The following is a 21,903-nucleotide window of genomic DNA, read 5'->3' as shown; positions in this document are numbered from 1 at the left end:
AAGCGTGTGACCCCCACACACAGTTGGACATCGGCCGTAATTAGTCTCTAGGCCGGTTGAAACTACTGAATGTGGCGTTTTCGAGATATTCTCACACACTGATGTATTACTTCTACGCATTTACAAAGTTATATGTATAACCAAAGGAAATGTATGGGCATCATGAGCACACTCGAATCCACGCCCGTCGAAACCGCCCTCGATGCGTGTCGGACGGCCGACCTGACCCCTATCGTCCTCGACGCGTCGAGTTTACACTCGACCGCCCCCAGCCACCTGCGCGAGCTAAAGAGTGGACTCGCAGACGAGGGCTACCTGCCCGCAGAACTCGCCGTCGAAGCAGATTTCTGTGAAGACGACCCGCTGGCCGTCCAGTCGGAGTCCGACCGTCTCCGTGAGTACGTCCGCGCCGCGTCGTTCCTCGGTGTTGGCCGAATCGCCATCGACGTCGTCGAGTGCTGTCGACCGGCCGACGTCGAATCGTCACTCGCGGCCCTCGAAGAGCGCGCCCACCGCGAGGGTGTCGCTTTTGAGGCCCGCGGTCACATCGACGCCTGATGGCTACCAAAGCCGCACTGGAGACACAGTTGGCGGTGGTCGCTGGCTTCGAGAATCCGAAGGTTAGCCTCGAACAGTACCCGACCCCGCCGGGCCTCGCTGCGCACATCGTCCATCTCGCGGACCTCCGTGGCGATATCGAGGACAGGACGGTCGTCGACCTTGGCACTGGAACCGGGATGCTCGCCCTCGGTGCTGCGCTCAGGTCGCCGGCGCAGGTCGTCGGCGTCGAACTCGACGCTGCCGCGTTACAGACTGCTGCTGACAACGCAAAACGCGTCGGCGCGAGCGCTCCCATCCACTGGGTTCGAGGTGACGCCACTCGGCTTCCACTGTGTCTCTCTGGCGACCACTCTGTGACGGTCCTCATGAACCCCCCATTCGGTGCGCAGCGGGGGAACGAACACGCAGACCGTGCCTTCCTCGAATCGGTCGCTACCATTGCGGACGTGTCGTACTCCGTCCACAACGAAGGAAGCAAGGAGTTCGTCGAAGCGTTCGTCGCCGACGAGGGGGGAGCCCTGACCGACGCCTTCAGAGCGACGTTCGACCTCGAACGCCAGTTCGACTTCCACGATGCGGACAGAAAAGAACTGGACGCCGAAGTGTTCCGAATCGAGTGGTAGACACCGGACTCGAACGGCCGCCTCGTATCCTCGATTGCCTTACTCGTACATCTCTTCTCGGGCGACTCGAACGCGTGTGTTCTCGTACTCAGCGTAGACGAATTCGTCTTGCCTGACGAACCGAACGCCGTCGAGCGTGGTGCTTACGTTCTGTGTCGGCATCGGCCCTCTGACGGTCCTGTTCTCCGACGTGACGGCGAGGTCGTACCCCGCCGCTGTCGGAACCACAGAGATGTTACGCCCGGCGACGACCGGTTCGGCCTGAATCGGGTCAGTCGTGAACGCGAGCGACGCCGTCCCGTTGGACACGAGGAAGACGCGATACGCGGATTCTCCGGCTCCAGCGACGACGAACCCGTCGCGGACCGCGGTGACCTCTTCTTGCCAGCCGATTCCTCCGACTCGGACCGAGGATTCGCCGTCGAACGCTAACCGACCGGTGGAGATAGCAGTCGTCCATATCCCACGCTGTGTGCTCTTGACGATGACACCCGAGGTGTTCGTCGTCGTCGACTCACCGAACAGTTCGATGTCGAACGCCGCTGTGAGGCCGTTCGGAACGTCTTCGGCGTAGGTCACATCGTAATCTCTGACCGTGACAGGTTCGCCGGGGAGGTCGTCGTCAGCGACGGTAAACAGATTGTACGGAATCGCCGGCCCAGTCAACGCGGCAGTTGCGACGAGCAGGACGGCTACACCGACCTGCCATCGTCGTGCCGAAAAGAGCGACCCTGTCGGCGCGTGTTCGCGAAGCGGTTTATTCGAGGCGGAGACGGTGAGCGCGACGACGAGCGCGAGTCCGACGACGAGCGCAAATCCGACGGCCTGAAAGAGGACGAACGTCTCTCCCCCACGGAACCAGTAGACTGCCCACAGCGACTCGCTGATGGCAAAGAGGAGGACACCGGCGAACGACCGGAGCGCACTGGGGCGTTCGCTCTCTCGGTGGTGGACGACCCACACGCCGAGGATGACACCGAAGAGAAGCCCGATCGCGTGTCCCTGAATCGCGATTTGCGCCCACCACGGCGTCGAGTAGACGGGTCGAGCGGTGGCGACGATTTCTGGACTCTGGAGCGCGTTGTAGACGAGGCTGAGAACGCGACCGGAGACGAACGCGAGCACCGTCGTCAGGGGGCGCGTTACGAGGGCGAACCCTGCGAACGCGAAGACGACACCCGAGAAGCCGATGACGGGCCCGAGTGCGAAGAACGACGAGAGCAAGCCGACACCCAAGACGCCCGCCGGGAAGATGACGAGCGCGCGGGCGTACGGATTCTCCCAGAACGACCCGAACGACGTGGACCCACGGCGCGTCGGATAGTGGCCCCACGCGTACTCAGCTATCGGTGCTAACGTGAGCGTCCCGACGAGGTTGCCGACGAGATGGCCCGCGCTGGAGTGGGCGAACGCCGCAGTGACCATCCCGAGCGGATAGAAGTACGACCACGCTCGGAACGGGATGACGAGTGGGCGGTACCACGACGAAATCCCACCCTGGACGAAGAGATAGACGACGAGGACGCTCGCGACGCTGACGAACGTCCCGAGCGGGAGGCCGAAGAGAAACCGTCGTCGAAGCGAAGCCATGAGTCGGCTCGGTCGGTCGGCGAGAGAGAGTGTGACGAGGGCGACCAGAATCGCGACGACGACGGCGAGCCGGTGGAAGGGAATCCAGCCGGGAATCTCTAGCATTGGCTACCTGTGTCGTGCGAACGGGTGATAAAGAAACCCGTGGAGAACTGCGTGGGGAGTGGTATCGTGCAACACTTCGTGTGGTGAGCCGAGCGCTCACGTCGTCGGACGTGCGAGCACAGCCCGCGGTTAAATTTTGCCTTCTGCGTCTTCTGCCAGTTCTTCCATCCGCTTGCCGACGCGGCCGGCACTGGAGAACTCGTCTTCGCTCATCGCGGTAGCGAGGGCGTTGCCGAGGACGAAGACTGCGTGCTTGTGTTCGCTCTTGGATTTGTGGACGTGAGACGGGTCGACGCCGAGTTCTTCGTACGGCTCGAAGAGCCCGGAGTCGACGTGTTCACGAGCGGAAAAGTGGTCTTTGATGATGACCATCTGTTCGTGCAGTTCCAGCAGTTCATCCTTGTGCATGAGAGTGCGTTAGGTGCGAGGATGTTTTAAGAGTTATTGGGTGATTCTGTCAATCTGGCTCAGAAGACGTACTCGTCTTCGTGGCCCATCATCCCGTCGTCTTCGAATGCACGGTCCTCGTCGGAGATTGGACCGCTCGTCTTGTACGCGCGGATCCCTGTCGAAAGCAGGTCTTCAATTGCCTCGTCGCGGTTGACAAACTCTCCTTGTTCGACGAGCTGGATGATCTGCATCTCCAGGTGTTCTGGGACAGTAATCTCTACTTTTGGCATCTGAACGTCCGACGCTTTGGAAGGGCCGTATATAACTCTACCGGGGTACCAATCGTAAATATCGAAATTCACCTTAGGATATGTGAACATCAGTTTGTTATCCGAAGGAGGTTGTTGTCGAAACTGGTATTATGTGGTTCCGAAGTCGGTACAGATAGGTGCGTCCGGGCAAAGAATCGACTATGACGAAGGACGTGACACACCTCTACGAGGAGTTCGGTGGCGAACGGTTGCCACCGGGACAGCGCGAGACGCAGCGATTTCCGGTCCTTTCGAAGAGTGGCACGCCGTCGTGGGACCCCGAGACGTGGTCGTTCGAGGCGTGGGGTGCCGTCGAGAACCCACTCGACCTCTCGTTCGACGAGTTTCGATCCCTCCCGTCCGAGATACAGCGACAGGACTTCCACTGTGTCACTGGATGGAGCAAGTTCGACTGCGAGTTCGAAGGCGTCACGTTCCCGACGCTCGCCGAGGAAGCGGGCGTCACCGACGACGCAGTCCACGTGATGTTTCACTCACTGGACGGATACACGACGAACCTCCCTCTCGACGCGTGCATGCGGGAGGAAGTGATGTTCGTCTGGGGCTACGGTGGAAACGACTTACCGGCAGACCATGGCGGCCCCCTCCGCGTCGTCACCCCCCACAAATACGCGTACAAAGGTGCGAAGTGGGTCACCGGCGTCGAGTTCCTGACGGAACCCGAACGCGGGTACTGGGAGAAACGCGGCTATTCGAACACGGCGAATCCGTGGAACGAAGAGCGGTACAGTTAGAGTGGGATATCGGTAGACTGAGGTGGGCTAGTGGTGTTTTTGGTCCAGATTTTTGCGAGTCGAACGGAGTGAGACTCGCAAAAAGGTGGGAACCGAAGAGCGGTACAGTTAGAGAACGTCGCTGCTTGTTATCGCACTCTCACGCGTCTTCGAGCAGCTCTCTCGTTTTCGGGTCCGGTTCGTCGCTGTAGTATCGTTCGAGGGCCGTTCTGAACGGCGTCGGGTCGGCAGAGACTGCATCGAAGAGCGTCATTGACGAACGAAACTTCAGGTCGTCAGGCGAGCCGAATATGTCGTTCGCAGAGCGCCCCTCAACGGAGTTCACGAGTGCCGTACACTCTCGCAGTCGCGGGCCGAGTACCGGGTGCGCCAGATAGGCTTCGGCCTCATCTCGCGACGAGATCGCGTAGCGCTGCGCCATCTGACTGCGACCGAGTCCCTCCATCTGTGGAAACACGTACCACATCCAGTGGGTGCGCTTGCGACCCGCCCGCAGTTCTCGCTTGACGGTTTCTATGACAGGGTCCTGTGCCTCGACGAACCGTCGCAGGTTGTATGGGTCAGCAGCGTGTGTCATCTGTTCACTTGGGTAGGGCTACCGAGAGTTCGTTGTTAAAGCTGTTTGACCACCCACTCTGTGGCGGTGGTTCCCAGTTTCGAATCCATCGAATCTGTCGAACGATGTATAACATCGTCGCCAGTAGTCGGTTTTCTGTCACAATGAATACGAGAACAGAAGGGAGAGTTTCAAGCGTCCCCGGTCCTGACCGTCCATCGATGGAACCGTTGCGGACAGACGAGGTCGCCACACACCTCGTCAGTAGGTCGGTCCGACTCTCTTCGCCGCCGGTCACGGCGTCTCTCGCGGCGGTACGCCGCCCGCGAACGCTCTGGACCGCACCCGACGAACCAACTGTCGTTGGAGGAGGTTCGGCCGTCACCGTCGAGGCTGACGGACCTGACCGGTTGAGCACGGTCCGCAAATCGGCGTCAGCAATCCTCGAGAGTGCAGACTTCGAAGGCCCGACCGTCGCGCGGCCGAGATTCTATGGCGGGATTGCCTTTCACGAGGAGGCGACCGGTCGCGACCCGTGGGCCGACTTCCCAGCGGCGCGCTTCGTCGTTCCCGAAGTGCAACTCGTCTTCGACGACGACGAAGCGTGGGTGACTGTTACCGCAGCAAACACCAGCACCGAAACCGTCGAAGCGCGACTCACTGCCGTCGAGCAGATGCTCGTCGACCTCGAGGAAAAGCCACCCGAAGGGCCACCGGGCGTCTCGAAACGGCACCGGACCACCTCGATGGATTCGTGGCGCGAGAGCGTCGAGACGGCGGTCTCACGGATTCGGTCGGGTGAGTTGCGGAAAGTCGTCCTCGCACAGGCGTTGGAAGTCGAACTCGACCACCAGGTGTCGGTGCCGGACTTGCTCGCTCGACTCGGGGAGACGTATCCCGACTGCCACCGCTTCCTCGTCGAACCAGAGATGGGGGCGAGTTTCCTCGGTGCGACGCCGGAGCGCCTCGTCTCGCTTCGCGGGAGAGAAGTCTCGACCGGCGCGCTCGCCGGAACCACCGGTCGTGGCGACACGACCGACGAAGACGAGTGGTTGGCAGACGAACTCCTCGCGAGTGAGAAAGACAACCACGAACACGAACTCGTCGCGGAGACGATTCGCGAGCAACTCGACCCGCTTTCGGCCGAGATTCGGGTCGGTGACCGTGGCATCCGAAAACTCGCCACCGTCCAGCACCTCTGGACGCCGATCCACGCGACGCTCGAACACGACGAACACGTCCTCTCGCTCGTGGACGCGTTACACCCCACACCCGCAGTCGGTGGCCTGCCGCCGAAATCTGCGCTCGACGTTATTCGCGACACCGAACCGTTCGACCGAGGGTGGTACGCCGCACCAGTCGGATGGTTCGACGCCGATGGCGACGGCAGTTTTGCAGTGGCGATACGCTCTGCAACCGTCGAAGGAACGATGGCGACGCTCTTTGCGGGCGTCGGACTCGTCGCCGACTCCGACCCCGACGCGGAGTGGGACGAAGTGCAACTGAAGTACCGACCAATCCTCGACGAACTCGAACGCGACGACTGACCACCTGTTTGGCCACGACTCCCGCGTCCGAGATTCGACACTCACGACGACCTGAGACGATCCGAGATGACACACCCGAATCGCAACACCCTCTGGGCACGAACCTTCGTTGACGAACTGGCACGCACCGACATCAACGCGGTGTGCATCGCACCCGGCAGTCGCTCGACGCCACTGACTGAGGCGTTCGACTGCCACGACGACATCGAGACGTTCTCGCATCTCGACGAACGGTCGATGGCGTACTTCGCGCTCGGGCGTGCTCGTCGGACAGGGACTGTGACGCCAATCGTCTGCACGTCGGGGACTGCAGCGGCGAATTTCCACCCCGCGGTCATCGAAGCATCACAGGGACGCGTTCCGATGCTCGTTCTCACCGCCGACCGCCCGCCGGAGATTCGAGACAGCGGTGCCAACCAGACTATCGACCAGGAGAAACTCTACGGCGACGCCGTCCGTTGGTACAAAGACATGCCCGAACCGGAGGCGACAGACCGAAAACTCCGGAGTCTCCGGACCACTGCAGCACGCGCCGTCTCTGAAGCGACGGGCGTCGACGCGGGGCCAGTCCACCTCAACTTCCCCTTCCGCAAACCGCTCGAACCGACGCACGTCGAGGGCGACGTGCCTGCCGACCTCGACGCTGTCGCACGTGATGGGCGCGAGGGGAGCACCCCGTACGTCCGCACTACTGACGGCGTCCCTGAACCGTCCGAAGACCACCTCCACAAACTCGCAGACGAACTCAGCGTCGACCGCGGTCTCATCGTCGCGGGACCCGCCGACCCACCGGGACTCAACACTGAAGCAGTCGCCGCCTTCGCGCACGCGACTGGCTTTCCAATCGTCGCCGACCCACTTTCGGGCCTTCGATTCGGGGGTCACACTCGGACGACGACTGTCCTCGGTGGCTACGACGGCTATCTCGACGAACGCGTCACCGAACACTGGCCGGACCCGGACGTGGTCGTCCGCATCGGTGCCGCGCCCACCTCCAAACCGCTTCGAAAATATCTCGCGCGAACCGACGCCAGTCAGTATCTCGTCGACCCAACTGGACAGTGGCGCGAAGCAGAGTTCACCGCGACAAACCTCGTCGAGGCCGAACCATCAGTGCTCGCGTGGCGTCTCTCGCAACTCATTCGTAACCGGCCCGACACCGAGTGGAACCAGCTGTGGACGGACGCAGAGGAGACTCACTGGAACGCTGTCGACGCAGAGACTGACGCGTTCGAGGGCCGACTCGCTGCCGACGTCGCCGAACTCGCACCCGAGCCGTCGACGCTCTTCGTCTCGAACTCGATGCCAGTCCGCGAACTCGACCGATTCGGCCGGCCATCGACCAGAGCGCGCACCGTCCTCGGAAACCGGGGCGCATCAGGAATCGACGGCATCGTCTCGTCGGCGCTCGGTGCCGGATCCGCATCGACCGAGCACCTGACGCTCCTGACTGGTGACCTCGCGTACTACCACGACATGAACGGCCTCCTCGCACTCGGTCGATTCGGAGTGGATGCGACCATCGTCCTCGTCAACAACGACGGCGGCGGCATCTTCCACATGCTCCCAATCGAGGAGTTCGAACCGCCGTTCACGGCGCAGTTCAAGACGCCCCACGGCCTCGACTTCGCCGCCACCGAAGCGCTCTACGACCTCTCGTTTTCGTCCGTCGAGATGAGCGAATTCCGCGACGTGTACGCCGACTCGATTGCGTCCGACGGCACAGACGTCATCGAAGTCCGCACCGATGCCGAGTCCTCGCACCGCGTCCGCGACGACATTCGAGAGCGTGTCGTCGAACAGTTAATCGACTGACTTTTTTGGATTGCTCTGTTGGTGGGAGTATGCTCTCCAAATTACGGTTCTACTACGGGTTGAACTCCTCCTTCGTCGCCGCATTCGCAGGCCTCGCGGTGTTCGCCTACGGAGTTGTCGTCGCGCTCGAACCGATGACCGGTATCTTCGGCGGCGCGACTGTCGCACTCGGCGTGCTTGTCCTCTCGGATCTCGTCGAACGTGGCTACCCTCCAGTTCTCGGGCGTCGAGGTACACTCGGACTCGTCGTCGGCGTCGTCGTATTTGCTGGTCTGTGGTTCGCCACTCGGCGACCGCTACTCGTCTTTGGACTCGCACCACTTCTCGCAGTCGCCGTGTGGGGAATCGCTCGCTTCCGCGTGAACGGCTACCCAGAGTCGATGGGTCGTCGTCGAACGCTCACAACCGCATTCGTCGCCGCTGGTCTCGTCACGTACGGGTCTGTCGTCGGTTCGACGGCCTTTCTCGTCGGTATCTGCGCCGCGATTCTCGTCGCCATCGCGTCGTGGGTGACGAGTCCTGCTGGCCCTGTGGTGGCCACTGCCAGAAGCGAGTGAACGTGGCTGGAGGTGGCGAGAACGCGCTTACTACTCTCCGGGGTACGTTGGCCTGCGTGACACGAAGTACATCGACACTCGGTAGAGGAGCACGTCGATGAGCACGAACACGATCCCAACGAGACCTCCAACGACCGCAGCAACCCCCCCACCTATGATGACGATGAGCAGGAAGGGGAGAATCTGTAGCCCCGGAAGCGACACCGGTTCGAGGACGAACCGAACGAGCGACCCTGCGAGCAACACCCCTATCAGAAAGCCTGCCCCGATGAGTCCCCCCGCGAGTGCGCCACGAACGACCAGTGAGGATAGTTCCCCCTCTAGGATTCGCTCGAGACCACCCGCTGAAAACGCCCACCGGGTTGCACCGAGCGTGAGGGCAGTCAGATAGGCGAATAGCAACACGCCTTCGAGCGTGCTGAGTCCGCGAAGCAACCCGGCCATCTGCCCAGTCGCGTGCCCCGCGATGACGCCGGCTAATCCGAACACGACGACGTTGAACACCGACACTGCCCACACTTCGAGTGTCTTCACGCTAGCCATGTGCGAGCACCTCCGCGAGTGCGACGATGAGACCGACGAGAACCCAGGTCACCAAATAGAACTGACTCAGTCTGGTCTCGTCGATGGCGCTCGCACCTCGCCGCCGCGTCGTGTAGATGACTAGCGTTCGGACGAACGACACGACGACGAATATCGCCACGACAGCGAGTTTCACCGTCAGCACAGACCCCCACCGGGTCGTCGGTCCCGGTGCGCCGAGTTCTCCCATGTTCCCGACGCCGGTGACGAGCATCACTGCCATCGTCCCCCAGAAGACCCACTCGTAGTGGGTCGCAAACCGAATGCTGTCGTAGCCAACACCGCCGGTTCGGAAGGCGTTCCACACGAAGAGTGCGCCACCGAGGAGTATCGCCATTCCGCCGACGTGGGCGAACCGAACGAGGAGAGCCGAAACCGAGGACATCTCGTAGAACTATCGCCGTCTTCGTTAGTATACGTTGGGTCGGGAACGCCAGCGCAATTCGGTAAGAAGAACGAGAACAGGGAACCGTTCCCCAGCGACGACGCAAGCGAATCTTTTTGCGCCGCCCGCGCCGCCTCTGGGTATGGTCTCGGAGATTTTCGACCCCGACCGCTGGGAACCGGTCGAGGGGTCCGACGAGTTCGACGATATCACCTACCACCGCGCCGTCGACGTGCCGGCAGTGCGCATCGCCTTCGACCGTCCGGAGGTTCGAAACGCCTTCCGGCCGGGAACGGTCGACGAACTGTACGCGGCACTCGACCACGCCCGAAAACGAGCGGACATCGGGTGTGTCCTCCTGACTGGCAACGGCCCGTCTGAGAAAGACGGTGGGTGGGCGTTCTGTTCCGGCGGCGACCAGTCCGTTCGCGGTGGTTCAGGCTACGAGTACCGCGACGACGACAGGGCAGACGTCTCTGACGACCCGCTGGTCCGCGAGGCAAAAGCCGGCCGACTGCACATCCTCGAAGTCCAGCGACTCATCCGTTTCATGCCCAAACCAGTCGTCGCCGTCGTCCCCGGATGGGCCGTCGGCGGTGGGCACTCCCTCCACGTCGTCTGCGACATGACGCTCGCCTCCGAGGAACACGCGAAGTTCCTCCAGACCGACCCCGACGTGGCCTCCTTCGACGGCGGTTTTGGGTCGGCGTATCTCGCCAAACAGGTCGGCCAAAAGAAGGCCCGTGAGGTGTTCTTCATGGGCAAGACCTACTCTGCCGAGGAAGCGGTGGACATGGGCATGGCGAACGAGGCAATCCCGCACGACGAGTTAGAAGACGTCGCTCTGGAGTGGGCCGACGAGATGACGAAGAAGTCGCCGACGGCGATGCGGATGCTCAAGTACGCCTTCAACATGACCGACGACGGCATGGTCGGCCAGCAGGTCTTTGCAGGTGAGGCCACCCGACTCGCGTACATGACCGAAGAAGCGCAGGAGGGCCGTGACGCGTTCTTGGAGAAGCGGCAACCGGCGTTCAGAGACTACCCCTGGCACTACTAGCCCACCTTTTTCGAGGGGTCCTCGCGCCGCGTTGCGGCGCTCGAACCCCTCCAAAAACCTGGAGGGAAAAAGCCGCACCTCGCTCACTGTGTTCGCTCGGTGCGGTACAGAGTCGGAGACCTTTGAGGTAATCTGGACGTTCGCTGCGTCCGTTCGAGAGCACACCCTTCTTTCCGTTCGCCCGCAACTTGTGACCATGACCGAGACGATTCATGGCGACGTCCTGCACGTCATTCCACCCGACGAACTGGACGAACACGAACTTGACCCTGAACTCCAGGCGTTAGCCGAGTCGCACTACGTACTCGTACTCCGGAAGGGTGGTCACCCTTCTATCGTGGACCTCATCTGGGCGTTTATCCGTCGAAATCCAATCGAGGCAGTAACTGTCGTGACTGACCAGCCTGCCAAGGAGGACGACGAAGTGACCCTGACTGTCGAGGAGACGGATATCGTCGGCGTCTACGTCACAGCGGACGCTGACGGAGACACGTAAGGTACTGTCCGCAATGGACCAGTTTGGACCATTTGTGTGGTTGTACGTCGGTTGTACTCCGCACTCACTCGAAACGTTTCACTGGGTGAAGATTTCGACGGCGGTTCTCACTCCGACCGAAACGTCTCCACGCCCACGAACCGCGGGACTTGCTGTTTGTACCGCTGATACTCTTCTCCATATTCGTCCTGTAACCATGGCTCCTCCGCGAACGGAAGCAAGGCGACCCACGCGACGTGCAACAGTGCAAGAATCGTCACCGAGAGTGAGTTGACGACAACGGCGAAACCGACGACACCGACAATCATGCCGACGTACTGTGGATTCCGCGAGCGAGCGTAGAGTCCAGACGTGTGCAAGTCGCCGGCGAGTCCCATCGTCTCGTGCCGGTCGAACGACCGTTCACTGGTGGCGAAAATCGCAATCCCAACGACGGCGAGAACGCCGCCAACGACGAAACTCGATGGGCGCGGGAGAGTCCACGTCCCCCACTCGAAGACAGCAGTCCCGATGAGAGAGATATTGAACAAGCCGACGCAAATCCAGTGAAGGTGGTACTTCCACGTCTTCTCTCCCGGCGGCCAGAACCGCCACGACGAACCGAGGATGGTGACGAGAAGCGTCCCCAAAATAATCGACGCCGATGCGACACCGAGCGCGAACGTGACTGATTCGAGGAGGGCCATAGTTGATATTCAATTGTCAATTTAATAGATGTTCGCCTCTGGAGGGCCCCATCAAACCACGCCGTGGAATGCAAAATTTGACCCTCCCCGGCCCCTGAGTAAAATGCAATGAGTACGCAGGACATCTCTCGCAGGCAGGCGTGGGTGATGGCGTCGCGGCCACAGACGCTCCCGGCCGCCGCCGCACCAGTCTTCGTCGGAACCGCGCTTGCGGTCCACGAAGGCGTCTTCGCCCCGCTTCCCGCACTCGCGGCACTCATCGGGGCGTTCTTGATTCAGATTGGGACCAACTTCGCGAACGACTACTACGACGGAGTCCAGGGTGCAGATACGGATGCCCGCGAAGGATTCACGCGTGTCACTGCGGGTGGTCTCATCCCGCCAGCAGCAGTGAAGCGAGCGATGTACCTCACGTTCGCCATCGCAATCGTCCTCGGAACCTATCTCGTCTACGTCGGCGGCGTGCCCATCCTCGTCATCGGTCTGCTCTCTGTCGCCTCGGGCATCGCCTACACGGGCGGGCCGTATCCACTCGGCTACCACGGACTCGGTGACCTGTTCGTCTTCGTCTTCTTCGGCCTCGTCGCGGTCACCGGAACGTACTACGTCCAGGCAGCGAGCATCCTCGCGGAACCGCTCTCGATGGGTGTCCCACCGGGAACGGTCCCCTTCGTCGCGATTCTCGCCAGTCTCCCAATCGCGGCCATCTCGACGAACATCCTCGTCGTGAACAACGTCCGCGACAAAGAAGAGGACGCGACGACGGGGAAGCGAACGCTCGCGGTACGATTCGGCTACGGATTCGCTCGTAGTGAGTACGTCGCCATGCTGGCGTTGGCCTACGTGGTTCCAGTCGTCCTGTGGATGCAGTTCGACTTCGAGTGGTTCGTCCTCTTGCCGGTGTTGTCGATGCCAATCGCAGCACGCATCGCCCGAACTGTCGTGACCGAGACGAAAGGCGAGAAACTCAACCCGGCGCTGGAAGCCACCGGGAAGTTGCTCGCGCTGTTCGCCGTCCTCTTTTCGGTCGGACTGGTTCTCGCGTGATGCGCCTTCGCGAGTTCACCGTCGGACTACGACGACCGCTCGGGACTGCCAGGGGAGACATTCGCCAGCGTGATGGAATTCTCGTCGCCGTCGAAGTCGATGGTGTGACTGGATTCGGAGAGGCCACACCCCTTCCGGGGTGGACTGAATCGCTCACCGCGTGCCGCACCGCTCTCGAATCGGTTTCGGATCCGGTAGCCGCCCTCGACGATGGCAGCCTCGACGACACACCTGCGGCCAGACACGCCGTCTCGCTCGCAGTTGCCGACGCTCGCGCCCGCAGTGAAGACCGGTCGCTTGCAACCTCCCTAGCCACCGAGTCACACACCTCGCTTCCGGTGAACGCGACAGTCGGTGACGCGGACGTCGAATCGACCGTCGAGGCCGCAGTAGACGCCGTCGCTTCCGGATTCGACTGTCTGAAAGTGAAGGTCGGTGCGCAGGATGCAGCGACTGACGCAACGCGTATGCTGGCGGTCCGCGACGCCGTCGGTCCGGACGTCTCGCTGCGTGCCGATGCGAACGGTGCGTGGAATCGCTGGACCGCCGACCAGTTCCTCGACGCCGTCGAATCGGTCGAACTCGAATACCTCGAACAACCGCTCCCGGCAGACGAACTCGACGGCCACGCAGTGCTTCGACGACTCCACGACACCCCGATTGCACTCGACGAGTCGCTCGCTGCTGTGGCACCCAGCAGGGCACTCGCGTCGAACGCGGCGGACGTTCTCGTCTGCAAACCGATGGCACTCGGTGGTCCCGACAGCGTGCTCTCGGTCGCGAGACGCGCACGCGACGCCGATGTTGGTGTCGTGGTCACGACCACCATCGACGCCGTCGTCGCCCGCCTCGGTGCACTGCACGTCGCCGCCGCGCTCCCCGAAGAACGCGCACACGGACTCGCGACCGCATCCTTGCTCGATACCGACCTCGCGGCCGACCCAGCACCGGTCCGAGACGGTGTGATGTCCGTTCCGAGTGGACCCGGTCTCGGTATCGACGTCTCCGACCGCTTCGACTGAAACTGGGCTACTGCGAGTCGTTCAACTCTCCACGGACCAAACGTTTTTCACGGTTCTGCACGTCTGCGTCGAAAATGGCCGAGGTCGAACTCGACTCCGATTCTGTACAACTCGATATCGACGCGGGCGTCGCGACCGTCACGCTCGACGCTCCCAAGGTTCGAAACGCGCTGACGATGGACGTGACCGCCGGCGTCCGAGAAGCGCTCGCTTCGCTCCCCGACGAGACGCGCTGTGTCGTCTTCCGTGGCAACGACGGCGCATTCTGTGCTGGTGGCGACGTGAACGCGATGTTGGAGTTACAGGCCGGTGCGTTGTCGCTTCCGGACGCGGTAGACCACGTCGTCCACGATACCGCAGACTGCATTCGCCGCGTCTACGAGTGTGACCTGCCGACGATTGCGGCTATCGACGGTGCAGCAGTCGGTGCGGGGGGCGCACTCGCCATCGCCTGTGACCTCCAACTGCTTCACGAAGAGGCCTACATCGGCTTTGGATTCCGTCGCGTTGGCCTCGCCGTCGACTCGGGACTCTCGTATCTCCTCCCACAACTCGTCGGCCGCAACGTGGCGATGGAACTCGTCTACACTGGCGAACACCTCGGTCCAGAACGAGCACTCGAACTGGGTGTCGTGAACCGCGTCGCGGACGACGACGACTTTGAAGACGAACTCGCGTCGCTGACCGACCGAATCGCTGGCGGCCCGACGAAAGCCCTCACTGCATCGAAGCGACTCCTCCGTCGCCCCGCCGGTTCCATCGAGGGAGCAATCGAACACGAGGCGGCGGCACAGGCCGTCATCTTCGAGACTGACGACCACACCGAAGGCGTCGAGTCGTTCATGGAACGTCGAGAACCCGACTTCGAAGGAAAGTAGCGGCGCGTTTTGTGTCGTCTGGTGTCTTCCCGTCTCGTCCCGTCTCGTCTCGTTTCGTGTCGCGGTCGGTGCATACTTGATGCCACCCACTGACAGCGACGTATGGTCACCGTCACCGTCTGGAACGAGTACAGACACGAACGCGAGAGCGAAGCAGTCGCCGCAGTCTACCCGGATGGCATCCACACTGTCATCGCCGACGCGCTCGGTGAACGAGGCCACGACGTGGGTACTGCAACGCTGGACGAACCCGAACACGGCCTCACCGAATCCGTCCTCGACGAGACGGACGTGCTCGTCTGGTGGGGACACAAGGCTCACGACGAGGTTGCCGACGACGTGGTCGAACGAGTCGTCGACGCAGTCCACGAGGGCATGGGCCTCCTCGTCCTCCATTCGGGTCACTACTCCAAGCCATTCAAACGTCTGATGGGGACCTCGTGTTCACTCAAGTGGCGCGAAGTCGGCGAGAAAGAACGTCTCTGGACGGTCGAACCAGGTCATCCAATCACCGACGGACTCCCAGAGTCGTTCGAGGTTCCCCACGCCGAGATGTACGGTGAGCGATTCGACATCCCTGCACCGGACGAACTCGTCTTTCTGTCGTGGTTCGAAGGCGGCGAAGTGTTCCGAAGTGGCTGTTGTTACACGCGTGGAAAAGGACGTATCTTCTACTTCCGACCGGGCCACGAGACGTATCCCATCTACGAGCAACCGGAGGTTCAGACCGTCCTCGACAACGCCGTCGAATGGGCCGCCCCCGGCGACGGACCGACACCGACCTTCGGCAACACGGACCCGATAGAAGAACTCGAGTGAACGAGGAGAGTCACCGAATTAGTTGGCGTTGCAGAGCGTCTTCGATTCCTGAAAAGCGATTATTTCTCTGTGCGACGAATTGACATGGGCGACACCGACTGCTCGTGCGTCGAGAGTTGGGTCGCGGAGACTTCATGAACGGAATTGACGGAAAAGTCGCCCTCGTTACGGGCGCTTCATCGGGTATTGGACGGTCGACTGCACTCCGCTTTGCAGACGAAGGAGCGAAAGTCGTCGTCTCAGACGTACAGGTAGACGCTGGGAGACAAGTCGTCAGCGAGATCGAACAGAACGGTGGTGAAGCAGTGTTCATCGAGGCGGACGTCTCGAAAGAATCTGACGTGGCACGTCTCGTCGACGAGACGGTGACGGCGTTCGGCGGCCTCGATTTCGCACACAACAACGCCGGCATCGAAGGCAAAGTCGGTTCCATCGCGGAGATGGACCTCGAAGACTTCCAGCGAGTCATCGACATCAACCTCACTGGCGTGTTCCTCAGTATGAAATACGAGATTCCACGCCTCATGAACCGTGGTGGCGGCGCAATCGTCAACACGGCATCGGTCGCTGCCATGACTGGGGGACCGAACCTCTCGCACTACTACGCGGCGAAACACGGCGTCGTCGGCCTCACTCGGTCCGCCGCCCTCGAAGTCGCAACCGAAAACATCCGGGTCAACGCGGTGCTCCCCGGTGTTATCGAGACGCCGATGATAGAGCGCTTCACCGGTGGTGACGAGGAGGCCAGGTCGGCGCTCCTCGAAGACGAACCGATCGGGCGACTCGGAAAACCCGAGGAGATCGCGAGCGCAGTCGTCTATCTCTGTTCGGACGACGCGTCGTACGTCACCGGCCACCCGATGGTCGTCGACGGTGGGTACGTCGTTCCATAGGAACACCTCGCGGTCTCTTTTCTCAGTGCTCCCTGCCGACTACGATAAGTACCCGCAGAACTGCTATGTTGACATGGGACAATCGACGAGTGGACAACGACGACTCATGTTCGGGTTGTTTGCGGTCGCGACGCTGATATTCTTCCTCGGCATCGTCGTTATCGCGTATCTCTCTGGCGCGATATAAACAGGTAAAGGCCGCTCAGCGAGTCGCGTCTTCCGGTCTGAAGGTCTTTCCCTGTTTGCCGTCGGCGGTCATCCGCCGGAGCGTCGCGGCGGCGTTGCTCGCGTCGTAGCCGAACAACACGTCTTTCGCGTATTCGTCGGCAACTTCGATTGCGTGGATGAGGGCGTCTACCTCCACGTCGACAGCGTACAGTTCGATAGAGAATTCCACGTCGTACGGTTCGAGGAGTGAGACGAACCCTCTCGCGATGGTTTCGAGCCAGTAGGTCGTCCCGTAGTCGAGGTCGTAGAGGGGGACGACGAACTCGTCGACGTACTCCGAGAGCGCTTCGATATCGAGACCAGCACGCCGATAGAGATGTCCGGGATACGGGTCGGGATAGAGCGTGAGGTAGACGCGTCCCGGGATTCGGTCTGCGGCGTCGGCGACGAAGTCGGAGATGACCTCGGCGCGCCACTCGAACCACGCGTCGTCGTCCGCCGTGTCTCTCCCATTGTCGTCTGCCCACTCTTCGAAGAGTCGTGTACAGCGGTCACAGTGACAGTACTCGTCGCGTGGGAACCCCACGTCGTCGAGTCGAACGTCGCCGTTCGCTGCGGCGGCATCTTCGACGATTTCGAGGAGCCCGTCCCTGTACTTCTCGTTCGTCGGGCAGATGTACGCCCAGTCGAAGTACGTCCGGTCGCGGGTGGCGAGGTTGCCCTCGGCATCGACGGGGACGAGTTCGGGACTCTCGTTCGCGGCGGCGTTGTCGCCGAAACAGGATATCATGTTGACGGCGTTCGACAGCGGTTCGGCCGCCCGACCGGTCACGTCTTTGACTTCGTAGAACCCGCGGTCGAACTCGGGCCAGTCGATTTCGTCTTGGTTGCGTGTGACGACCCCGTACATGCCTCTCCGTTCGAGTGGGCCTCGGGTAAGTCGTTCGCTCCCGGACGCTGGCGCGGTCGCTAGTCTCGAAACTGGTCGGCGAGACTCGGCCGAGTGGGCCGAAAAAAGTGAGGAGTGTTACTCTTCGATTTCGACTTCTATCGACTCACCGTCACCGGACATGACGGTGTAGAGGAGTGCAACGACAGCCAGAACGACGACGAGTTTCGCTTTCTTGGACATACGAACCAGTACGTGTGGAGCGCACAAAGTGATTACGACATGAACGGTCGACACGGTGAAAATTTGTACTCGTTCGGGCGGTCGGACAGGCCCTTCCAAAGCGAAGTTAGTTCACGTCGAGGTTTTCGGCGACTTCGTCTTCGCGGAGGATGGTGTCACAGAAATCACACCTGACACCGTCTGAGAGGACGGTAAAACGTGCGTCGATCGGCTCGTCGGCGTTGGTGATACAGTTCGTGTTCGGACACGAGATGATGCCGGAGACGACGTCCGGGCGGACGACGCGGTTCTTCTCGACGACTTCGTAGTCGCGGACGATGTTGATGCTCGCCGCCGGCGCGATGAGCGAGAGCACGTCCACTTCAGATTGGCTCAGTTCGCGTCCTTCGACCTTGACGATGTCTTTGCGGCCGAGACGGTCCGAAGGGACGTTTATCCCGACAGACACCGTCTCACCGTTCGTGCCGTCGATGCCGAGGAGGGCGAGCACGTTGAGTGCCTGCCCACCGGCGACGTGGTCGATGACGGTACCGTTTTGAATCTTCGAGACGCGGAGTTCGTGGTCGTCTGTCATCGGTCTTGTGAGAGGAGGGAGTCCAACAGCGCCATTCGGACCGGAATGCCGTTGTGTGCCTGTTCGAAGTACTTCGCGTGGTCGGTGTCGTCGATATCGGGTGAGATTTCGTCGACACGCGGGAGTGGGTGCATGATGGTGAGGTCGTCTGACGCGGATTCGAGCGTCTCGGTGTCGATCTGGTACTCACCGGCCACCTTGCGGTACTCGTTCTCGTCTGGGAAGCGTTCGCGCTGAATGCGCGTCACGTAGAGCACGTCGAGTTTGGGGAGAACTTCGTCCAGTTCGGTGTGTTCTTTCACCTGCGACCCAGAGGCGTGGAGGTCGTATCGGACGTTTCGTGGCAAGCGGAGACTCTCGGGGCTGATGAAGTGCTGACGGGCGTCGAAGTTGGTGAGCGCTTCGGCCAGCGAGTGGACGGTTCGCCCGTACTTCAGGTCGCCCATGATACCGATCGTGAGGTCGTCGAGGCCGGCGTTCTCCCGAATCGTGTAAAGGTCGAGGAGGGTCTGGCTCGGGTGTTGGCCCGCGCCGTCACCGGCGTTGATGAGGGGAACGTCGACGAACTCCGAGGCCATCTGGGCAGCACCCTCGCTCGGGTGTCGGAGGACGAGGCTATCGGCGTAGCCTTCGACCACGCGCACCGTGTCGGCGAGCGTCTCGCCTTTCTTGACCGACGACGACTCGACCGGTCCCATATCGACCGTCTGGCCGCCGAGGCGTTTCATCGCGGTGTCGAAGCTCATCCGTGTCCGTGTGCTCGGTTCGAAGAAACAGAGCCCAAGAACCTTTCCAGCGTGTTGTTGCCGGAACGCCGCCGGATTCGCATCGATTTCAGCCGCGCGGTCGAGCACCGCCTCGATGTCCTCCCGCGAGAGGTCTGTCGCGGAGATGAGGTGGTCCTGACGCATCGGTGAAGTGAGAGACCTACACCGACTTGAATCTCCCGGCATCGGTCGGCGTACGTGATACTCACACCCGTGTACAACCGTCGCAACCGAGCCAAAATATCAAGGGTATCACGAGGCGTGTCGGGGCCGCGAAACGACTACAGAACCGAATCTATGGCCAGTTCCCGCTGGAGGTGTAGGCGTTGACGACGCGCTGGATGGCGACGACGTACGCGGCAGTTCTGAAGTTCGGCGCGCCGTGGCTCTCGTAGGCGTCGACGAGGGTGTCGAAGGCGTCGACGATAACCCGTTCGAGTTCGTCGTTGACCCGTTCTTCGGTCCAGTAGAAGCGCTGTCGGTTCTGGACCCACTCGAAGTACGAGACAGTGACACCGCCGGCGTTGGCGAGGATGTCGGGGAAGACGTGGACGCCGCGTTCGGTGAGGACGTCGTCGGCCCGTGGCGTGAGCGGCCCGTTTGCGGCCTCGACGATGATGTCGGCCCGCACGTCTCGCGCGAGGTCACCATCGATGGCGTTTTCGAGCGCTGCGGGGACGAGGAGGTCCACGTCGAGCGTCAGAAGCTCTTCGTTCGTCAGAGACTCCGTGTCTTCGTATCCCGAGACAGACCCGGTCTCGTTCTTGAAGTCCTTGACTGCGCGGGTATCGAGACCTTCTGGGTTGTAGATGCCACCGGAGGAGTCGGAAACGGCGACGACGTTCGCGCCGAGGTCTTCGATGAGTTTGGCAGCAATCCATCCGGCGTTCCCGTAGCCCTGGACGGCGACAGTTGCGCCTTCGATGTCGCGGTCGAGATATTTGAACGCCTCGCGCGCGGTGAGCATCGTCGAGCGACCGGTCGCTTCGACGCGGCCTTCACTCCCACCGTTGGGCAGTGCCTTCCCGGTGATGACGCCGGGTGCCGTCGTGTTTTCGAGGGTCTCGTAGGTGTCTTTGATCCAGTTCATCTCGCGCTGCCCGGTGTTCACGTCGGGTGCGGGGATGTCGCGATCGACACCGATGAAGGGGCGAAGTTCCTTCGCGAACGACCGAGAGACGCGTTCGAGTTCGCCTTCGCTGTACTCTTTGGGGTCGATGACGATGCCACCTTTGCCACCGCCGTACGGGATGTCCACGACGGCGCACTTGTAGACCATCCACCCAGACAGCGCCTTTACTTCGTCACGGGTGACGCCCGGGTGGTACCGGATACCGCCTTTGTACGGCCCCCGGTCACCGTTGAACTGGGAGCGGTACGCTCGGAACAGTTCGATACTGCCGTCGTCCATCTCGACGGACAGATTCGTTTCGAGGACACGTTCGGGATTTTTCAGACGCTCGATGACGTCGTCACGCACGTCGAGGTACGCCGCTGCGTCGTCTATTTGTTCCTGTAAGCTTTCGAACGGGTTAGCCTCTTGTGCCATATCCTAGTACCTATGCGGAGTCCGTTTAAGCGTAGCGAATTTTTACCATATTATAATGATGGTATGCACACCCAATGATAATAGGTGACAATATATGGATTGTTCGTTATTGATATTGTTGAATCGAACTGGCGAGCGGAAAATTAGTACGAATCGCCCGCTCGGTCCAGGATGTTTTCGGCCTGTTTGACCAGTGGCGCGTCTATCATCTCGCCGTCGACGCCGAAGACGCCACGGCCGTCGGCATCCGCTTCGTCTCGGGCGCGGAGCACCTTCTTCGCCCACTCGACATCCTCGGGGTCCGGCGAGAACGCATCGTTGATAATGGGAACCTGTGTGGGATGGATAGCCAGTTTTCCATCGTACCCGAGTTGGCGACTGAATCGAGCGTCCTCTCGGAGCCCGTCGGCGTCTGAATAGTCCACGTGGAGGGTGTCGATTGCGTCGACATCGGCGGCAGCGGCAGCGACGACGACTCGTTCGCGAGCGTAGAGGACTTCCGTCCCGTCGGCTGTGCGCGTCGCACCAACGTCGGCGGCGAAATCTTCTGCACCGAAGATGAGCGCCGTCGTATCCTCCGCCGATGCAACGTCCGGTGAGGCGAGGACTCCTGCAGCGCTCTCGATGATGGCGATGACAGGACAGTCGGCCCCGACCGCACGTGCCGCGTCTGCGACGCGTGTCACCTCGGCGGCGCTTTTCGCCTTCGGCACGACGAGTGCATCGGGCGGGTGGGCTCCGCAGATTGCGTGGACGTCGTCGATGCCGCCGTCGCCAGGATTCACGCGAACCGAGACTTCTGCATCGGGGTCGAACTCGGGGTCAGAGAGCACGTCGACGACGGCGTCTCGGGCCTCTGGCTTCCGCTCGGGTGCGACGGCGTCTTCGAGGTCGAAGACGAGCACGTCGGCACCTGCACCGGGGGCCTTTCGCATCAACGAGGGTCTATCACCGGGTGAAAACAGGACGCTTCGTCGTGGCATAACTGCGTGTGTGGTCGACTGGAGCTGTGAAGAAACTGCTGTCCCGTCGGTC

Annotated in this window: 25 protein-coding genes; 13 read left to right on the top strand and 12 right to left on the bottom strand. The window is 61.4% G+C overall.

Annotated elements, in window-relative coordinates; all coding sequences use genetic code 11:
* Positions 1-162: 162 nt before the first annotated feature.
* Complete coding sequence (locus ACK3SC_RS08440) at positions 163-558, top strand: hypothetical protein (RefSeq protein WP_416839671.1); 396 nt, start codon at positions 163-165, stop codon at positions 556-558.
* A complete protein-coding gene (locus ACK3SC_RS08435; protein WP_416839669.1) occupies positions 558-1,184 on the top strand; it encodes an METTL5 family protein in 627 nt (208 codons plus the stop codon). The genes ACK3SC_RS08440 and ACK3SC_RS08435 overlap by 1 nt, the downstream gene beginning before the upstream one ends.
* 39 nt (positions 1,185-1,223) lie before the next feature.
* Here the strand turns inward: ACK3SC_RS08435 and ACK3SC_RS08430 are convergent, their stop codons facing one another.
* From ACK3SC_RS08430 to ACK3SC_RS08420, 3 genes are all read right to left on the bottom strand, one after another.
* Positions 1,224-2,879, bottom strand: a complete 1,656-nt coding sequence (locus ACK3SC_RS08430) for a rhomboid family intramembrane serine protease (RefSeq protein WP_416839668.1) — start codon at positions 2,877-2,879, stop codon at positions 1,224-1,226.
* 129 nt (positions 2,880-3,008) lie between these two features.
* Positions 3,009-3,287: a UPF0058 family protein gene (locus ACK3SC_RS08425; RefSeq protein ID WP_416839667.1), complete on the bottom strand. Its 279-nt coding sequence runs from the start codon at positions 3,285-3,287 to the stop codon at positions 3,009-3,011.
* Positions 3,288-3,346: 59 nt separating this feature from the next.
* Complete coding sequence (locus tag ACK3SC_RS08420) at positions 3,347-3,559, bottom strand: ribbon-helix-helix domain-containing protein (RefSeq protein ID WP_416839666.1); 213 nt, start codon at positions 3,557-3,559, stop codon at positions 3,347-3,349.
* Between the two features lie 182 nt (positions 3,560-3,741).
* Between ACK3SC_RS08420 and ACK3SC_RS08415 the strand changes: the two genes are divergently transcribed.
* Positions 3,742-4,335 carry a sulfite oxidase-like oxidoreductase gene (locus tag ACK3SC_RS08415; RefSeq protein ID WP_416839665.1) on the top strand — a complete coding sequence of 198 codons (594 nt, stop codon included), beginning with the start codon at positions 3,742-3,744 and terminating at the stop codon, positions 4,333-4,335.
* 139 nt (positions 4,336-4,474) lie between these two features.
* Here the strand turns inward: ACK3SC_RS08415 and ACK3SC_RS08410 are convergent, their stop codons facing one another.
* Positions 4,475-4,912, bottom strand: coding sequence for a DUF1810 domain-containing protein (locus ACK3SC_RS08410; protein WP_416839664.1), 438 nt, complete (start codon positions 4,910-4,912; stop codon positions 4,475-4,477).
* Between the two features lie 200 nt (positions 4,913-5,112).
* On the opposite strand from ACK3SC_RS08410, the gene ACK3SC_RS08405 reads away from it, so the two are divergent.
* The 3 genes from ACK3SC_RS08405 to ACK3SC_RS08395 all read left to right on the top strand — a co-directional run bounded on the left by ACK3SC_RS08405 (position 5,113) and on the right by ACK3SC_RS08395 (position 8,810).
* Positions 5,113-6,438, top strand: a complete 1,326-nt coding sequence (locus tag ACK3SC_RS08405) for an isochorismate synthase (protein ID WP_416839965.1) — start codon at positions 5,113-5,115, stop codon at positions 6,436-6,438.
* Positions 6,439-6,504: 66 nt separating this feature from the next.
* Positions 6,505-8,253: a 2-succinyl-5-enolpyruvyl-6-hydroxy-3-cyclohexene-1-carboxylic-acid synthase gene (menD, locus tag ACK3SC_RS08400; RefSeq protein WP_416839663.1), complete on the top strand. Its 1,749-nt coding sequence runs from the start codon at positions 6,505-6,507 to the stop codon at positions 8,251-8,253.
* A 29-nt stretch (positions 8,254-8,282) separates the two neighbouring features.
* Complete coding sequence (locus ACK3SC_RS08395) at positions 8,283-8,810, top strand: hypothetical protein (RefSeq protein WP_416839662.1); 528 nt, start codon at positions 8,283-8,285, stop codon at positions 8,808-8,810.
* 30 nt (positions 8,811-8,840) lie between these two features.
* Here ACK3SC_RS08395 and ACK3SC_RS08390 read toward each other — a convergent pair whose 3' ends face one another.
* Positions 8,841-9,353: a hypothetical protein gene (locus ACK3SC_RS08390; protein WP_416839661.1), complete on the bottom strand. Its 513-nt coding sequence runs from the start codon at positions 9,351-9,353 to the stop codon at positions 8,841-8,843.
* Complete coding sequence (locus ACK3SC_RS08385) at positions 9,346-9,777, bottom strand: CopD family protein (protein WP_416839660.1); 432 nt, start codon at positions 9,775-9,777, stop codon at positions 9,346-9,348. Before ACK3SC_RS08385 ends, ACK3SC_RS08390 begins: the two co-directional genes overlap by 8 nt.
* Positions 9,778-9,919: 142 nt before the next feature.
* Between ACK3SC_RS08385 and ACK3SC_RS08380 the strand changes: the two genes are divergently transcribed.
* Together ACK3SC_RS08380 and ACK3SC_RS08375 are read left to right on the top strand one after the other, a co-directional pair.
* Positions 9,920-10,837 (top strand): 1,4-dihydroxy-2-naphthoyl-CoA synthase, encoded by a 918-nt coding sequence (locus tag ACK3SC_RS08380; protein WP_416839659.1) that lies wholly within the window; start codon positions 9,920-9,922, stop codon positions 10,835-10,837.
* A 196-nt stretch (positions 10,838-11,033) separates the two neighbouring features.
* Complete coding sequence (locus tag ACK3SC_RS08375) at positions 11,034-11,333, top strand: hypothetical protein (protein WP_416839658.1); 300 nt, start codon at positions 11,034-11,036, stop codon at positions 11,331-11,333.
* Positions 11,334-11,440: 107 nt separating this feature from the next.
* On the opposite strand, the gene ACK3SC_RS08370 is transcribed toward ACK3SC_RS08375, so the two are convergent.
* Positions 11,441-12,019 carry a methyltransferase family protein gene (locus tag ACK3SC_RS08370; protein WP_416839657.1) on the bottom strand — a complete coding sequence of 193 codons (579 nt, stop codon included), beginning with the start codon at positions 12,017-12,019 and terminating at the stop codon, positions 11,441-11,443.
* Between the two features lie 147 nt (positions 12,020-12,166).
* Between ACK3SC_RS08370 and ACK3SC_RS08365 the strand changes: the two genes are divergently transcribed.
* From ACK3SC_RS08365 to ACK3SC_RS08345, 5 genes are all read left to right on the top strand, one after another.
* A complete protein-coding gene (locus tag ACK3SC_RS08365) occupies positions 12,167-13,066 on the top strand; it encodes a 1,4-dihydroxy-2-naphthoate polyprenyltransferase (RefSeq protein ID WP_416839964.1) in 900 nt (299 codons plus the stop codon).
* A complete protein-coding gene (locus ACK3SC_RS08360; protein WP_416839656.1) occupies positions 13,066-14,088 on the top strand; it encodes a mandelate racemase/muconate lactonizing enzyme family protein in 1,023 nt (340 codons plus the stop codon). Before ACK3SC_RS08365 ends, ACK3SC_RS08360 begins: the two co-directional genes overlap by 1 nt.
* Before the next feature lie 74 nt (positions 14,089-14,162).
* Positions 14,163-14,966, top strand: coding sequence for an enoyl-CoA hydratase/isomerase family protein (locus tag ACK3SC_RS08355; RefSeq protein ID WP_416839654.1), 804 nt, complete (start codon positions 14,163-14,165; stop codon positions 14,964-14,966).
* Between the two features lie 102 nt (positions 14,967-15,068).
* Positions 15,069-15,785, top strand: coding sequence for a ThuA domain-containing protein (locus ACK3SC_RS08350; protein WP_416839653.1), 717 nt, complete (start codon positions 15,069-15,071; stop codon positions 15,783-15,785).
* A 134-nt stretch (positions 15,786-15,919) separates the two neighbouring features.
* A complete protein-coding gene (locus ACK3SC_RS08345) occupies positions 15,920-16,678 on the top strand; it encodes an SDR family oxidoreductase (RefSeq protein WP_416839652.1) in 759 nt (252 codons plus the stop codon).
* 202 nt (positions 16,679-16,880) lie between these two features.
* Here ACK3SC_RS08345 and ACK3SC_RS08340 read toward each other — a convergent pair whose 3' ends face one another.
* The 5 genes from ACK3SC_RS08340 to ACK3SC_RS08320 all read right to left on the bottom strand — a co-directional run bounded on the left by ACK3SC_RS08340 (position 16,881) and on the right by ACK3SC_RS08320 (position 21,851).
* Positions 16,881-17,756: a hypothetical protein gene (locus tag ACK3SC_RS08340; RefSeq protein WP_416839651.1), complete on the bottom strand. Its 876-nt coding sequence runs from the start codon at positions 17,754-17,756 to the stop codon at positions 16,881-16,883.
* Positions 17,757-18,084: 328 nt separating this feature from the next.
* Entirely contained in the window at positions 18,085-18,552 is a 468-nt protein-coding gene (gene pyrI / locus ACK3SC_RS08335) for an aspartate carbamoyltransferase regulatory subunit (protein ID WP_416839650.1), read from the bottom strand.
* Positions 18,549-19,463: an aspartate carbamoyltransferase gene (gene pyrB / locus ACK3SC_RS08330; RefSeq protein WP_416839649.1), complete on the bottom strand. Its 915-nt coding sequence runs from the start codon at positions 19,461-19,463 to the stop codon at positions 18,549-18,551. Before pyrB ends, pyrI begins: the two co-directional genes overlap by 4 nt.
* Positions 19,464-19,614: 151 nt before the next feature.
* Positions 19,615-20,868, bottom strand: a complete 1,254-nt coding sequence (locus ACK3SC_RS08325) for a Glu/Leu/Phe/Val family dehydrogenase (protein WP_416839648.1) — start codon at positions 20,866-20,868, stop codon at positions 19,615-19,617.
* Positions 20,869-21,011: 143 nt separating this feature from the next.
* Entirely contained in the window at positions 21,012-21,851 is an 840-nt protein-coding gene (locus ACK3SC_RS08320) for an HpcH/HpaI aldolase/citrate lyase family protein (RefSeq protein ID WP_416839647.1), read from the bottom strand.
* Between the last annotated feature and the right edge of the window lie 52 nt (positions 21,852-21,903).

It is taken from the genome of Haloferax sp. DFSO52, from assembly GCF_048158745.1.
Lineage (GTDB): Archaea > Halobacteriota > Halobacteria > Halobacteriales > Haloferacaceae > Haloferax.
The sequence above is the reverse complement of the archived record's forward strand: the minus strand, read 5'-3'. Positions and strand labels throughout refer to the sequence as shown.